Source organism: Vibrio sp. 1167, from assembly GCF_033340375.1.
Lineage (GTDB): Bacteria > Pseudomonadota > Gammaproteobacteria > Enterobacterales > Vibrionaceae > Vibrio > Vibrio alginolyticus.
In genome coordinates this window covers 82592-98060 of record NZ_JAWOWK010000003.1, presented here as the reverse complement: position 1 = coordinate 98060, position 15469 = coordinate 82592, and the positions used below count along the sequence as shown (strand labels likewise).

Annotated in this window: 12 protein-coding genes; 6 read left to right on the top strand and 6 right to left on the bottom strand. The window is 46.3% G+C overall.

From position 1 onward, the window contains the following. The first annotated feature begins 24 nt into the window (after positions 1-24). Both R7Z78_RS07195 and phnX read left to right on the top strand, forming a co-directional pair. Entirely contained in the window at positions 25-1404 is a 1380-nt protein-coding gene (locus R7Z78_RS07195; RefSeq protein ID WP_029835029.1) for an aspartate aminotransferase family protein, read from the top strand. Positions 1405-1488: 84 nt separating this feature from the next. Beyond that, a complete protein-coding gene (gene phnX / locus R7Z78_RS07190; RefSeq protein WP_053307152.1) occupies positions 1489-2304 on the top strand; it encodes a phosphonoacetaldehyde hydrolase in 816 nt (271 codons plus the stop codon). A gap of 85 nt (positions 2305-2389) precedes the next feature. On the opposite strand, the gene R7Z78_RS07185 is transcribed toward phnX, so the two are convergent. Further along, a complete protein-coding gene (locus tag R7Z78_RS07185) occupies positions 2390-2752 on the bottom strand; it encodes a hypothetical protein (RefSeq protein ID WP_005384348.1) in 363 nt (120 codons plus the stop codon). 9 nt (positions 2753-2761) lie between these two features. Then, positions 2762-4792, bottom strand: coding sequence for a S8 family serine peptidase (locus tag R7Z78_RS07180; protein WP_053307150.1), 2031 nt, complete (start codon positions 4790-4792; stop codon positions 2762-2764). Between the two features lie 466 nt (positions 4793-5258). On the opposite strand from R7Z78_RS07180, the gene R7Z78_RS07175 reads away from it, so the two are divergent. Then, a complete protein-coding gene (locus tag R7Z78_RS07175) occupies positions 5259-6515 on the top strand; it encodes an SGNH/GDSL hydrolase family protein (RefSeq protein ID WP_212734047.1) in 1257 nt (418 codons plus the stop codon). Between the two features lie 155 nt (positions 6516-6670). Here the strand turns inward: R7Z78_RS07175 and R7Z78_RS07170 are convergent, their stop codons facing one another. Next, on the bottom strand, positions 6671-7270 hold the full coding sequence (locus tag R7Z78_RS07170) for a TetR/AcrR family transcriptional regulator (protein ID WP_005374096.1): 600 nt from the start codon (positions 7268-7270) through the stop codon (positions 6671-6673). Between the two features lie 111 nt (positions 7271-7381). Between R7Z78_RS07170 and R7Z78_RS07165 the strand changes: the two genes are divergently transcribed. Continuing rightward, positions 7382-7924 carry a carboxymuconolactone decarboxylase family protein gene (locus tag R7Z78_RS07165; RefSeq protein WP_005374097.1) on the top strand — a complete coding sequence of 181 codons (543 nt, stop codon included), beginning with the start codon at positions 7382-7384 and terminating at the stop codon, positions 7922-7924. A gap of 96 nt (positions 7925-8020) precedes the next feature. On the opposite strand, the gene R7Z78_RS07160 is transcribed toward R7Z78_RS07165, so the two are convergent. The 3 genes from R7Z78_RS07160 to R7Z78_RS07150 are packed head-to-tail and all read right to left on the bottom strand — an operon-like array spanning position 8021 to position 12553. Then, on the bottom strand, positions 8021-9397 hold the full coding sequence (locus R7Z78_RS07160; RefSeq protein WP_169644383.1) for an efflux transporter outer membrane subunit: 1377 nt from the start codon (positions 9395-9397) through the stop codon (positions 8021-8023). Between the two features lie 14 nt (positions 9398-9411). Further along, on the bottom strand, positions 9412-11376 hold the full coding sequence (locus tag R7Z78_RS07155) for a MacB family efflux pump subunit (RefSeq protein ID WP_104976301.1): 1965 nt from the start codon (positions 11374-11376) through the stop codon (positions 9412-9414). Between the two features lies 1 nt (position 11377). Continuing rightward, entirely contained in the window at positions 11378-12553 is a 1176-nt protein-coding gene (locus R7Z78_RS07150) for an efflux RND transporter periplasmic adaptor subunit (protein ID WP_132936967.1), read from the bottom strand. A 770-nt stretch (positions 12554-13323) separates the two neighbouring features. Here R7Z78_RS07150 and R7Z78_RS07145 point away from each other — a divergent pair. Both R7Z78_RS07145 and R7Z78_RS07140 read left to right on the top strand, forming a co-directional pair. Continuing rightward, complete coding sequence (locus R7Z78_RS07145; protein ID WP_104976302.1) at positions 13324-14667, top strand: OmpP1/FadL family transporter; 1344 nt, start codon at positions 13324-13326, stop codon at positions 14665-14667. A 78-nt stretch (positions 14668-14745) separates the two neighbouring features. Then, positions 14746-15465, top strand: coding sequence for a carbonic anhydrase (locus R7Z78_RS07140; protein ID WP_104976303.1), 720 nt, complete (start codon positions 14746-14748; stop codon positions 15463-15465). Positions 15466-15469: the final 4 nt, after the last annotated feature.

Here is a 15469-nt window from a genome sequence, read left to right as displayed (position 1 = left end):
CAGCCTTCTGATTGAGAGAGCGTTATGACTCAGAATATCAAACCGACCCATTTCCGCAGCGAAGGTGATGTCAACACGACACCAGCGCGCCAAGCTTGGAATGCATCGATGGACGACGAACGCACGCAAGCCTTGTTAAAGCGTGATTCAGAGGTATTTCTTCATCAAGCAATGTCGACACCTTGCTTAGATACCTTGGAAGCAGCAGAAGGCATCTACATCCAAGATGCTACCGGCAAAAAGTACATGGATTTCCATGGCAATAACGTCCACCAGTTGGGCTATGGTCATCCGCATGTGATTAAACGTGTGCAAGAGCAAATTGCCAAACTGCCGTTTTCACCACGTCGTTTTACTAATGAAACCGCGATTGAATGTGCCGAAAAGCTCACACAAATCTGTGGCGGCGAATTGAACCGCGTGTTGTTTGCTCCGGGTGGCACATCTGCGGTTGGCATGGCACTTAAACTAGCGCGCCACATCACGGGCAACTACAAGGTGGTGTCTCTGTGGGATTCCTTCCACGGCGCATCATTGGATGCCATCTCAGTAGGTGGCGAAGCGTGTTTCCGCCAAGGCATGGGACCATTAATGGCAGGTGTTGAACGCATCCCCCCAGCCGTATCTTACCGTGGTGCTTTCCCTGTCGCGGACGGCAGCGACGTGCATTACGCCGACTACCTTGAGTACGTGATTGAGAAAGAAGGTGGCGTGGGCGCGTTTATCGCAGAAGCGGTTCGTAATACCGACGTACAAGTGCCAAGTAAAGCCTACTGGAAACGTATCCGTGAAATCTGTGACAAACACAATGTCATGCTGATCATCGACGACATCCCGAATGGCATGGGTCGCAGCGGTGAATGGTTTACCTACCAAGCCTACGACATCGAGCCAGATATGCTCTGCATCGGTAAAGGTTTGGGTGGTGGCTTAGTGCCTATCGCAGCCATGGTAACCAAAGACAAATACAACACTGCCGAGCAAATCTCCATGGGCCATTACACTCATGAGAAAAGTCCTATTGGTTGTGCTGCAGCACTGGCAACCATGGAAGCTATTGAGCAAGACGGCTTGCTAGATAAAGCCAAAGCCGACAGCCAGTTCATGCGTGAAAAGCTGCTAGAGATGAAAGCTAAGTACCCGGTGATTGGTGATGTACGTGGCATCGGCATGTTGTGGGGCATTGAACTGGTCACTGACCACGAAAGCAAAGCACGCGCGTATGACGAAGCGGAAGCTGTATTGTACCAATGCCTCAACAACGGCGTGAGCTTCAAGGTATCGCAAGGTAACGTGATTCAACTCAGCCCACCGCTGATCATCACCCGCGAACAACTGACAGAAGCGTTGGCGATCTTCGAAGAAGCGATCGCCAAAGTGTGCAAAGACTTTAACTACTTCTAACCTCAACAAAAACCAATTTATCCTGAGCGCAGTTCCGACGTGTAGGCAAGCGCTCTGGCAAGCAAGAAAGAAAAAGGATTGAACATGAGCAACTCACCAATTCAAGCAGTGATCTTTGACTGGGCTGGCACTATCGTCGATTTCGGCTCTTTTGCGCCAACCAGCATCTTTGTGGAAGCGTTCAAACAAGGCTTTGACTTTGAAATCGACCTAGAAGAAGCGCGCGAACCAATGGGCCTTGGTAAGTGGGATCACATCCAAGCTGTGGGTCGTATCCCTGCGGTTGATAAGCGTTGGAATGAGAAATTTGGTCGCTCAATGACCAGCGAAGACATCGATGCAATCTACGCAGCATTTATGCCTTTGCAAAAAGCAAAAGTGGCGGACCATGCAGACCCAATCCTTAATGCGATTGAAGTTGTGAACGGCCTGAAAGACAAAGGCATCAAGATCGGTTCTTGTTCTGGTTACCCTCGCGAAGTGATGGACATATTGATTCCAGTTGCAGCGGATTACGGCTACAAACCAGATTACGTGGTAGCAACGGATGACCTGCCTCAAGGTGGTCGCCCTGGACCATTTATGGCACTGAAAAACGTGATTGAGCTGAATGTAACGGACGTTAATGCGTGTATCAAAGTGGATGACGCCGCACCGGGCATCGATGAAGGTCACAACGCCGGTATGTGGACCGTTGGTTTGCTGCTTTCTGGTAACGAAGCAGGTCTAACGTTTGAAGAATACCAAGCCGCGGACGAAGCAACACTTAATGCCGCTCGTGAAAAAGCGCGTGCAAAATTGATCAAGAGCTCGCCGCACTACCTTATCGACACCATTGCTGACTTCCCAGAAGTGGTTGCAGATATCGAACGTCGCCTAGCAGCAGGTGAGCGTCCTTAGTCTTCATCTTCCACAAATAAATGAAACAAACGCCCCTCACGTGAGGGGCGTTTTTCTTTTTGGCACTATCTTAAGGAGGTTTGGCTTATTGAAGCGTATTTCCGTTAGATAGCAGCTTTCTTGTCGGCTCTTGCTCAGTGTATTCGACCGCATCGTGATCCGCGAGCTTATCGACTTCCGCCTGTTCACCCACCACAATCAACACATGTTGTTTCACCAGAGCATCGACCACTTCAATGTTGTGCTGACGAAGAAGCGCTCTCACTTCGCTCTCTTTTCCTTCATGATACTTAACAAAGTAACGTGCAGGTTGCTGCTCGGCTTGATCTTGGCGTTCATCCACGAGAGGAAATCCTTGATTGTTTGCCAAGCTGCTTGAGCTCAGTCCGATTGCCAATAGTGCGGTAGCGCCTACCGCAGACAAAGAAAGTAAGGTCAACTTCTTCATAGCCACTCCTTATTGAAAGGTCAGAGTCCAACTGTTGATGGTGCCTGTGTCTCTTCTGGCACTGTCCACCGCTTTTAGTTCCCATGTACCTTGCGATTCAAAGCCAGAAAAATCCGCTTGGAACGTGTTTTTTATATCGTTAGCGCTGCCGCCAGTATTATTGTGAAGTACAACTTCTCCACCAGTCGGTGACGTTAAAGTCACTCGTAGATCACCGATGTAAGTGTGGCTAATATCAACGTCAATACTTACTGTGCCTGAATCACCAGAGCGATCGACTTCTACTGCACTGATTGCGCCAGAAGATTTATTATCTGGAATCGCAACAGGGCTGGTATTTGAGAAGCTAGAGTCCGAAGAGCTACCACCATCAGGTCCATTACAGCCAGCGTCCAAGAACAGCTTCGCCGCTTCAGCATTAACTAGGCCGTGGCCAGTACGGTTGTCTCGACCAGCAACATCAATATCTGTTGCAGTTTTCACTAGGGCATTACGTACTTGCGCTGCGGTACAGGTTGGGTGGTAACTCCACACCAAGCCAGCTACGCCCGTTACGTGCGGTGTCGCCATTGATGTACCATTGTAGTACTCGTAATCTTCACCAGAGGTTGTTGCAACAGTAATTTCCTGACCAACATACCCCAACAGCTCTTGACCAAATGCACGATCAACCGTTACCGAAACCATACGATAAGCGTTGTTTGTGTCTACCAAGAAAGGGTTTTGTAAACCAGGTAGTTCAGAGTTGCTGTACACGATTGCAGCTCGCGCACCCGCATTGTAACAAGCCTGAACCGCATCTACTTCAGGGTAGTTTCCTGAAGACTGGTTGCCGATACGCTCAGTCAAACAAATTTTGCCCGACATATCACCACAGTTAACGTTACCGCCAGAGACATCACAGCTATCTAGCGTTGCCGTTACTGAACCCGCGATTGGATCCGGAACATACGAAGAACCGTTATTGATCAAACGATTGTGAGGAACAATCCCACGATCAAACTGACTGACACCATTCAAGGTAATATCAGAAAGTTTACCTTCACCTACCGTAACCGTTGATAAGATCGCCACACCCGGGCCTGAGATCTCAACTTGATTAGTAGATTGTGAGAACGCTGCATGATCATTTTGATTATCAACAGCCGCAACAGACATCACTGAGTCATAAGAAGCTGGATAGCTGTGCGCTGTATTGCCATCATTACCCGCAGCGGCGATCAATAGAACGCCTTGATCGTAAATATTTTGCAGTGCATTTTGCTCAGTTCGGCTTGATTGACTACCACCAAGGCTCATGTTCACAACGTTAGCACCATTATCGGCACAGGTCTGGATAGCTTTAACAAGCCCAGATGAGTAACCCCAACCCGATTCGTTAAATACTTTCACGATGTGCAAATTAACATTCTGGTTTGGCATCACACCCTTTACACCTTCGGTGTTGGCAATCGCAGCAATCGTACCCGCGACGTGAGTACCGTGGGCATTGTTGTTACCCGGATCACTCCATGATCCCGTACCACTATCGTTAGTACCAGCAACGCGGTTACCGCTTAGGTCGTTGTGCGAAATGTCGTACCCTGAATCGATAATACATACAGTGCGATTACCCGCATTGAAGTCAGCTAGCAGTTGAGCATTAACCGCTTCATATCCCCATGGGGTCGTTTCGCTGAGCAAATAGCGAGGTGGATCGACTTCCACGTATTCCACATCACTACGATTGCGAAGCGGCTCTAAGTCATCGCCATCCAATTCAACGCTGTAAATGGCGCGATTGCCTAGTTTTTCCACCTTACGTGCCTTCACCTGTTCTAGAACAGACTCCTGCGCGATTCGTGGCCCCCAGAATGAGTTACCACCCATTGAAGAACGGCTGACTGCATCTTCTTTGAATTTGACGATGTACTTCGTCGGTAACTTAGATTCATCAAATCCCATTGGTGGAGCCGCAAACGCTGACATCGAAGTGGTCAGTGCTATTGCTACGGCAGACAACGAAAATAAGCCTTGTTTTTTACTTGTTGTGTAGTGCATTTGCCCTATTCCTTATTTGAGCTAATTTTTATTCACTATATTCTCATGAAAAGTCATCACCATGATGTTTGCATGAGAGCTTCAGCTATAGTTTACAGAGCAAAAATGCCAAACAATTTGTTTCATGAATATACAAATTTGTACAAAAGATCATTCAATAAACACTTTAAGTTAACATTAAAAATCACCGACAAAACCTTATAAAGCAATTACTTAATTAACAAAAAGTGAATGTTAAATTAATGTTAGTGAGTAATTATTCTAAATATCACCCATTTAATCGATTGCTATGCTGAATGGATTTTTTGACCGTGGTGCCAAAACTGAAATATTGAATATTTAGTTGTTGACTGTCTTGAGCATTTACTCAGAATTAGAAGGTTTAGTGAGAAAAATTCTCATCTAAATACTGTTATAGCCGAGCGTATTCACGCATTCGGAACAATAACCATTACAAGAAGAGTGAATGATGAAAAAAACAATCACACTATTAACTGCATTACTTCCGCTTGCCTCCGCCATTGCAGAGGAGCCAACTTTATCACCAGCAATGGTTTCTGCGGCTGAAGTGGTTAGCGCGCAAGAAAATCAAACTTATACGTACGTTCGATGCTGGTATCGTACGAGCCACTCTAAGGACGATGCGGCTACCGATTGGAAATGGGCAAAAAACAAAGATGGTAGTGACTTCACTATCGATGGTTATTGGTGGAGCTCTGTTTCACTTAAAAACATGTTCTACACCAATACCTCACAAAACGTAATTCGCCAGCGTTGTGAAGAAACACTAGATCTAGCGAACGAGAACGCAGACATTACATTTTTTGCTGCCGACAATCGTTATTCTTATAACCACACGATCTGGAGCAATGATGCTGCAATGCAACCAGATCAGATAAACAAAGTAGTGGCTTTGGGCGATAGCTTGTCTGATACAGGCAACATCTTTAACGCGTCCCAATGGCGCTTCCCTAACCCGAATAGCTGGTTCTTGGGTCACTTCTCAAACGGTTTTGTTTGGACGGAATACGTTGCTAAAGCCAAAAACTTACCGCTATACAACTGGGCAGTTGGTGGCGCAGCAGGTGAAAACCAATACATCGCGCTAACTGGTGTCGGCGAACAAGTTTCTTCTTACTTAACCTACACAAAGCTGGCGAAGAACTACAACCCTGCTAACACATTGTTTACGTTAGAGTTTGGTTTAAATGATTTCATGAACTACAACCGTAGCGTGCCGGAAGTAAAAGCGGATTACGCTGAAGCTCTGATTCGTTTAACAGACGCTGGCGCGAAGAACTTCATGTTGATGACACTGCCAGATGCAACCAAAGCACCACAGTTCAAATACTCAACACAGGAAGAAATTGAAACGATTCGTGCGAAAGTATTGAAAATGAACGAGTTCATCAAAGCACAAGCGATGTACTACAAAGCCCAAGGCTACAACATCGCATTGTTTGATACACACGCACTGTTTGAGAAGTTAACCTCGGCACCAGAAGAACACGGTTTCGTAAATGCAAGCGACCCTTGCTTAGACATCAACCGTTCATCCTCTGTTGACTACATGTACACTCACTCATTACGTTCTGAATGTGCAGCATCTGGCGCAGATAAGTTCGTGTTCTGGGATGTGACTCACCCAACCACAGCAACGCATCGTTATGTGGCTGAAAAAATGTTAGAAAGCAGCAATAACTTAGAAGAGTTTCGCTTTTAATAAGCCGTTGTTGTTCATTGCAAGTTAATCTGCATAAAAATGACCACGATGCTTCGTGGTCATTTTTTATCGATATCGACCCCCGATAAAGGGTTTATTTGAGCTCGCTTACTTCAAGCCGTTGATTTAGAGACGTTGACTTTGAGCAGCCTCATTCAGCTTTCTGTTTTTGGTACGTTACCGCGGAAGCTGTCCACCATAATAGAGATCAACGTCTTTAAGGTTACATCATCACTGCGGTATGAGTAGGCTCGTATACCCGTAAACTGAACCTGGAACAACTGAGCAAGAAGCAATGTATCCTGGGCTTCAATTTCGCCATTCTCGATTGCTCGCTCAAACAGCTTTGCAAGAAAAGATTCAAATTGGTTTGCTAAGCTGTTTGTTTGATTGCGCAGCGCATTAAAATCCTCAGCAAATTCACTTGCTGATTTGACTAACATGCACACTTCACTGGGATTGGAGTCTCGCTGATTGATAACCACATCAATCGCGAAAGCTTCTATTGCATCTAGAACCGTTGTGTTCTGAGCTAAATGCAACTCAAACAGGGCTTGCAAGTTCGCAACGTACATTTTTAGCGCTTCACAATATAGCCCCTCTTTTGACCCAAACGTCGCATAAATACTTCCAGGACGCAGATTCACGCTATCTTGTAAATCACGTGTAGATGTTGCATGAAAACCTTTCTTCCAGAATAGATCCGAGGCGGCTTTCACCACTTCATCACGTTGGAATTTCTTTGTATTCGCCATGAGCAATTATCAATTTTGAACATATGCTCAATTTTATATTGAGCGACCGCTCAAAATCAACTATCCTGTTCTTGCCTAATCCGCTCATATCCAATTACAGGAGATTTAAACATGGCAGAATTTAAACTGTATACCGCAGAAAACGCACCCGAAGGATCAAAGCATCTGATTGAAAATTCAGTCAAAGCGTTTGGCATGCTACCAAATCTTCATGCTGTTATGGCTGAAGCGCCAACCTTGCTTGAGGGTTATCAAGTTGTGCATGAGCTCTTTCAACAAACATCATTTAACGCAGAAGAATTGACCGTCGTATGGCAAACCATCAACGTTGAACATGGTTGTCACTACTGCGTTCCTGCTCATAGTGCGATCGCGGCGTCAATGAAAGTGGATCAGGAGATTGTCGATGCTCTCGTCAACCAAACACCATTGGCAGACGAAAAACTTGAAACACTACGAGAGACAACGCTTCAAATGGTGCGCCAACGTGGTGTAGTTGAAGAGTCTCAGATAGAGAAATTCTTTGCGGCGGGTTACGGACAGCAGCAACTGCTTGAAATTGTTCTTGGTCTAGCGCAAAAAGTGATGAGTAACTACACCAATCACCTAGCTGACACCCCGGTTGATGCACCTTTCAAGAAGTTCGCCAAGTAACTTAAGCTTTTATTACTGGTCCCATTCATGGGACCAGTAATACCTTCAAAAAAAGCTTTGTTGCATGGCGCTTCGCTAGTGTGTGCTGACCCCTAATTACAACGGCGCAACGTCGGTTCCTCCTAAAGACTGGTAAAGCGTAACCTGAGTGAGAAACTGGTTGTAGCGGTTTTCCAACAAAGAAGCTTGCGCGTTTCTGGTGTCTTCTTGTGCATTCAAATAGTCCATGATCGACGTCGAGCCATACTGATACCGCGCAGCATAAATGGACTCAGCGGCACTTGCGGCATCATATTGCTCTTGTAAACGCGCCGCCTGATACTTCAATTTTTCGCGTGCTGACAAGGCATTTTCGACATCTTGGAATGCGGCGTACAACACTTGGCGATAGCTCACAATGGCCGATTGATAGTCTAAATCGGCAATGGCTTGGCTGTTTTTCATCTCATTCCACTGCAAAAACGGTAGCGTCATATCCGCACCTAAACTGCCGATCGGGTTGGAAAGCAGGTCTTTGAGCGCTTGTGACGATCCCCCCAAAGCCCCAGTGAGCGTCAGCTTAGGCAAGTAGTCCAAATCTGCTGCGTCTTTATTTGCTAGCGCGGCTTTGACGTCATAAATCGCGGCTTTAATGTCGGGTCTGCGGATCAATAAATCAGACGGAGCACCAACACTCAACGATGGCATATCGCCTTCAGGCAGCATTTGGATGTTTGCACTGATGCTCTTCGGCGGTTGATTGAACAAAATCGCAAAGGCGTTGTTTGCCTCAAGTAAACTCTGTTCAAACTCACTTTGCTGCGCTTGTAAGCTTGCCAACGTACGTTTGGCTTCAAGCACATCTAACTGATCCACAGCGCCAAGTTGGTACTGTTTTTCAATCAATTGTAGCGTTTGAGCTGCGTCTACCACATTACGCTGGCTGAGGTTTAAGCGCTGTTGCAGATAGCCGATTTGCCAATATAGCGATGCCGTCGTTGCTACCAAACTTTGTGCGGTCGCCTCGCGATCTTGTTGACTTGCCATCGCCGACCACTTGGCTTGGTCAACGTCTGCCGAGATTTTTCCCCATAAATCCAACTCGTAATTGACGGATAAGTTAGTGCTGTAACTATCTGCCGATTCCCCGCTATCAAGAGATTTTTGAGCTTGTCCTGATGTGGAAGAACTCAACGTAGGGAAAAGGTCATCTTGCGCTAAACCCAGCTGTAAACGCGCTTTCTTTAGCGTTAGCGTTGCCAGCGTCAAATCGTTATTTTGAGCCAACACCTGAGTAATGTATTGATTAAGAGTTGGGTCGTTAAACGCCAACCACCAAGGATCCATACTGACATCACCCGCAACATGCATCTGTTGCCAATTTGCAGGCACTTGCACCTCAGGAGCTTGATAGTCGCTACGCATAAGCGAACCACAACCTGACAACCACACTGCGCTTAAGGCAGCCGCGACCAATCGAGTTTTGAATTTCATTGTGTTACTCATTTTTAGTCTCTCGCTAGCGCTTCTATCGGATCGAGTTTGGCGGCATTGCGAGCGGGTAAAAAGCCGAAAGCGATGCCAATCAACGTTGAGCAAATAAACGCCCAGATGATCGAGTTCATTGAGTAAATCATTTGGAAGCTGCTGCCAGATGTACTGAATGCAAAACCAATCAAAAACGCCAAGCCAATACCAGCAATACCACCACACAAACACACTAGTACCGCTTCAATCAAAAACTGACGCAAAATATCCGCTTGCCGCGCCCCCACTGCCATTCGCACACCGATCTCTTTCGTGCGCTCTGTCACCGACACCAACATGATGTTCATTACGCCAATTCCTCCGACAATTAGGGAGATCACCGCAATCGCTGAGATCAGTAACGTCATGGTGGCGGTGGTTTTCTCGATGCTCTTACGAATGGTGTCAGTGTTAATCGTGAAGAAATCTTCTGTACCGTGGCGCATTTTTAACAAGTTGATGATGCTCTGTTCTACCGCTGCGCTTGGGGCGTTCTCATCAATCCGCACAGTAATGCCATTGAGGTAGCGTTGTCCCATCATTCGTCCCGACATGGTGGTGTATGGCACCCAAATTTTCAGCGCGTCGCTGTTGCCAAACGCGTCTTCTTTTTTCTGCGTGACACCCACAATACGCACTGGCAATGAACCTAGAAAAATCACTTCACCAATCGGATTTCTATCCGCAAACATTTCCTTTCTAGTGTTGTCATCAATCACTGCTTCTTGCGCGAGTGAGTTCACGCTCTCTTCATCCCAAAACTGACCTTTGGCGATCTCATAACCGCGCACACGGAAATAATCTTCCCCAACCCCTTCCACAGACGCGGTTGCATCCTGATTGGCGTACCGCACGGTTAAACTGTTGGATAAAGACGGCGTGACACTGTCGACAAAAGGCAGACTCTCCAACGATTTAGCATCGTCGGCGGTTAGCGTTTTCACTCGTCCGGAGCGGCGGTCACCAAACCCTTTGCCCGGCCTGACATCAATGGTGTTTGTTCCCATGGATGAAATATTCGACAAAATTTGCTGTTGTGAACCATTACCTAGGGCCACCACGGAAACCACCGAGGCTATACCAATAATGATGCCGAGCATGGTCAAAAACGTGCGCATTCTGTGGCTAGACATCGCCAGCAGCGCCATTTTTAGCGCGTCAATAAAACTGTCCCACTTCCACCACTTACTGGCGGCTTGCGCTGGGCGATGAAAAGACGCGCTCGGTGTCTTTGCTGCTTGCTCATTGATTACAACTTGTGCATTTGGCGTATCTGCAATGATTTCACCATCTTTGATTTCAATGATGCGATCCGAAAAGTTCGCCACGTTCATATCATGAGTCACTAAGATGATAGTATGCCCAAGTTGATGCAACTCTTTAAGCAGTGCCATCATCTCTTGCCCACTGTGACTGTCTAATGCGCCAGTGGGCTCATCAGCGAGAATCACCTCACCACCGTTCATCAGTGCACGAGCAACACTCACGCGCTGTTGCTGGCCACCACTTAGTTGGCTGGGCTTGTGAGTCAAACGATCTTCCAGCCCTAAGCGAGCCAATAACGACTGCGCTCGCTCCGTTCTTTGACGATGAGGAACTCCCGCGTAAACCGCAGGCACTTCCACATTTGCCACCGCGGTTAAATCCCCCAGCAGATGGTAACGCTGGAATATAAAGCCAAAATACTCGCGGCGCAGTTCCGCCAGTTGATCAGATTCCAACGTCGAGACATCTTGCCCATTAATGAAGTATCGACCGCTGGACGGTTTATCCAAGCAGCCGAGCACATTCATCAGCGTCGATTTCCCTGAGCCCGATGCACCCACGATCGCGACCATTTCACCGCGTTTTATCTCTAAATTAATGTGGTTCAACACGGTAAGCGACTCGTCGCCAGAGACAAATCGTCGAGTTAAATCCTCAACTTTTAAAAGCACGTCACTCATCTTAGAACCTCATTGGAGGTCGACGACGATCACCTCGGCTTGATGATTCTCCATCCATAGCATTGCCAAGAACAACTTGGTCGCCCTCCTTCAAACCTGAGAGAATTTCTGCGTTCACTTTGTTGTTAATACCCACTGTCACGGGCTTTTGCACCACTTGGCCCTGTTCAAGCACTGGCACGGTATAGTTGCCTTTGCCGCCAGATTTTTGCAGCACTTGTGAAGGGACAATCAAGGTATTTTCCGATTGCTCAAGGACAATCGAAACTTGCGCAGTCATGCCGATGCGCAAAATACCTTGCGGGTTCTTCACATCAAATACAGCGTTGTAGTAAATGGCGTCGCTATCTGAAATGCTCAAATCGCTGTCATCGCCATCCATGATGGTTGGCCCCGGCTCAATGGCGCGCAATGTGCCTTTAAACTGCTGATTCGGTTTGCCTAAAATGGTGAACAGCGCCGTTTGGCCGGGGTGAACAAAAATCACATCGGCTTCCGAAATTTCGGCTTTCACTGTCATCGTATCTAACTTAGCTAACTCGATAATAGTTGGCGTGGTTTGATTGGCGTTTACGGTTTGTCCTTCTTCCACCGCGGTGTAGACCACCGTGCCATCCATCGGTGCGTTGATGGTGGTGTAACCGAGATCTAACTGCGCATTGTCGACGTTGATTTTGGCTTTCTCGATTTCGGCATCCAGTTGCGCTAACTCGGCTTTGTAGATGGCGAGCGTCGCTTCGGCATTCTCGTAATCAGCTCGTGAGCTCGCTTTCGCTGCCAACATGCCTTTTTGGCGCACGTATTCATAGTTTGCTTGTTTAATCTGCGCTTGCTTAGCCTGGTACTGAGCGTTGAGACTATTAAGAGACGCTTGGGCTTCTTTGAGGCTGTTTTGCTGAGTCAGGCTGTCAATCTGTGCAATCAAATCTCCCTGTTTGATCTCATCCCCTAAGTTCACAGCGAGGCGTTGAATTTGCCCAGATACTTGCGCACCTACATTCACCAATTTGGACGCTTGCAACATGCCGTTGGCTAATACCGCCTTTTCGATATTGCCTTTGCGAACGACTTCTGTCGCGTAAGGAGAAATGGGTTCTGGACGTTGCAGATAATGATAACCACCAGCACCAATAGTAAGTAGGCCACACAAAACGAGCCATTTTTTATTGAGTTTCATAGCAGGAGTGAAGTAAATAATCGTTTTGATTTTATACTGCTATTTTTCTTAGCCGTACAGGGTACGAGACGTAAAGATAGGTAAATTAACGTCAAGAAACTGAATGAATAACTTCACTAACGTGAAAAATCAGAGATATTATAGTCACTTCAAAACTTTATCATTCAATACATATAACAAAGACCATCTTTAATATAGAAATTCAAGTTATAAGTATTATAAACAAAACTTTTAAATACTAACAAACCAGTAAAATCCAAAATTATTCAACATTCCATTAATTTAAATTTCATAATGGCCATTTTGATGATTGAATTTAAAGAGGAGTTAAGTGACAAGTTAAATAAAAAATACCCACATAACACAGGTAAGACCGAGAGGGGTGTGTCATGTGGGTTTAAAACGATAGTTCTCTTGCTAATTCGAACTACCAACGTTGGGATGCAATGGAAATACAAATGACTCAGAGTTTCCATCACGGACACTTTATCGCTGGATTTCCCTCTATTTGTTAGGGAACAGTCAGCACAATAAAAATAGAGAAGTAATACCGCAAAAATAAAAATAGAGGTTCAGGGTTTAATTTACACTTAAAATAACTACTATATTCACGCCATGAAGCATTAATAAATTCAACAATAAATATTTATTAAGTTAAATTTACTTATTGTCAGCACACTGTTAGTTTTACTCCTAAATACACTGGTCAGATTTGTTTATTTTACTAATTTTAGTTGCAATACAACTTCTAATTAATTCATGAGAAAAACATGCAGCGACAATTAACTCTTTCACCGATTTATTTATTAATCGGGTTAGCCTCCTCGACGGCGTATGCCGGTGGTTTTCAAATTAACGAACATTCTGCGACGGGTCTTGGTCGTGCTTTTGCTGGTGATGCCGTCATTGGTGATAATGCATCTGTAGTCAGCCGCAACGCCGCAGCGATGACGCTGTTTAAACAAAGTGCCTTATCGTTCGGTGTCACTTACGTCAAACCTGACGTTACCGTTAAAAATGCGCAATATCATCGAGCTAACATTAATGCGGATGTCAATGTTGGTATGGGCGGTTTTCCTCCGTCCCCTCAAGTTGACATTACCCCGTCCTTCTCTCAAACCGTGACCGACATTGATGACGTCGATGGCGTTGGTCAACCAGCCGTTGTACCCAATTTTTACTTTATTCACCCTATCAACGACGACTGGTATCTAGGCTTATCGGCATACTCCAACTTCGGAACCGACATGGAGTTTAAACCAAACTATGGCGCACCTGTTTTTGGCGGTGTCACCAGCGTAGCGAGTGTCAACCTTGGCGCAAGCTTGGCATACAAGGTGAACGATCGTTTTAGTATCGGTGGTGGTATTGATGTGATTTACGGCTCTGGTGAGCTGTACCGCGATATGGACGTGGGTGTTTGCGTTGGTGGGAACATACTTGGAAACGAACTAGAACAACGTTGCGGAGCCGTAAAAGGCAACGCACTTGATGTGGAAGCTGGCGGCATTGGGCTTGGCGCGAACATTGGCATGATGTACGAGTTTAACGAACGTCATCGCTTGGGTTTGAGCTACAAGCACAGCCCTAACATCGATGCCAAGGGTGACATCCACTTTGCTGGCGAATCGTACGACTCACTTGCTATGCCGCTACCGGATATTGCGGAGTTTTCCGGTTATCACCGCGTCTTACCTAAATTTGCCCTGCACTATTCTGTGCAGTGGATTGGTTGGTCAGCATTTGACAGCTTGAAAGCTGATGATCAGTTGCTAAAAGATTTTCAGTGGCAAGACTCCGCGCACTACTCCATCGGTGCGACTTGGTACGCCAATGAACGTTGGACACTTCGCACGGGTTACATGTTCGACAAAACACCTGTCGATGAGCTGACTTCGCTTTCTATCCCAGATTCGAACCGTCACTGGTTATCTGCGGGTGCCTCTTACCAATGGTCATCAGATACCACGGTTGACATCGGCATGACGTACTTGATTGGTGAAGATGTCAACGTAGAAGAGTACGCGTATGAAGGTGTTCCTGCACCGATGGTAACGGGCGTGACCCATTCAAATGCGTTCCTAATTGGTGCCCAACTCAGCCACCGTTTCTAATTTGTCAGGCAGTGATCAAACCTCTAGGTCATTGCCTTGTAACAACGCTTATCAAAGCGACCGAACAGAGACATTATTATGAACAAAACACTACTTGCTTTTTCACTCTCACTTCTCACTCTAAGCGCGGCTCAGGCTTCGGAATGGGGCTATGGCAATGACAAACACGGGCCAGAACACTGGGGAGAAATCGCCAAAGACTGCGCAACCACGAAAAACCAAAGCCCAATCAACATCGACAACCCAGCCGATGCAAAACTGGAAGCACTGAACCTTTCGTACACTGGTCAGGTCATTGGTTTAACCAACAATGGTCATACGCTGCAAGCGCAAGTGAACGGACGTAACAGCTTCACCATTGATGGCGAGACGTTCGAGCTGCAACAGTTCCATTTCCACACACCATCAGAAAACCAAATCAAAGGCCGCCAATATCCACTTGAAGCGCACTTTGTACACGCCAACACAGACGGCGAGTTGGCGGTAATTTCGGTGATGTTTGATGCTGGCGGTCAAAACGCAGCACTGTCTAAACTGATCAACGCAATCCCACAAGAGAATCAAACCACGTTCTTTAAAGATACGTTTGAGATTAACGACTTACTGCCAAAAACTGCAAACTACTATCGATTTAACGGCTCTTTAACCACACCGCCATGTTCAGAAGGTGTGCGCTGGTTTGTGCTTAAAGACACTCAAACCTTATCCAAAGATCAAGCCGCGAAACTTATGGAAGTCATGGGACAAAACAATCGTCCGCTACAACCGTTAAATGCGCGCGTTGTACTTTCTAACTAATCGC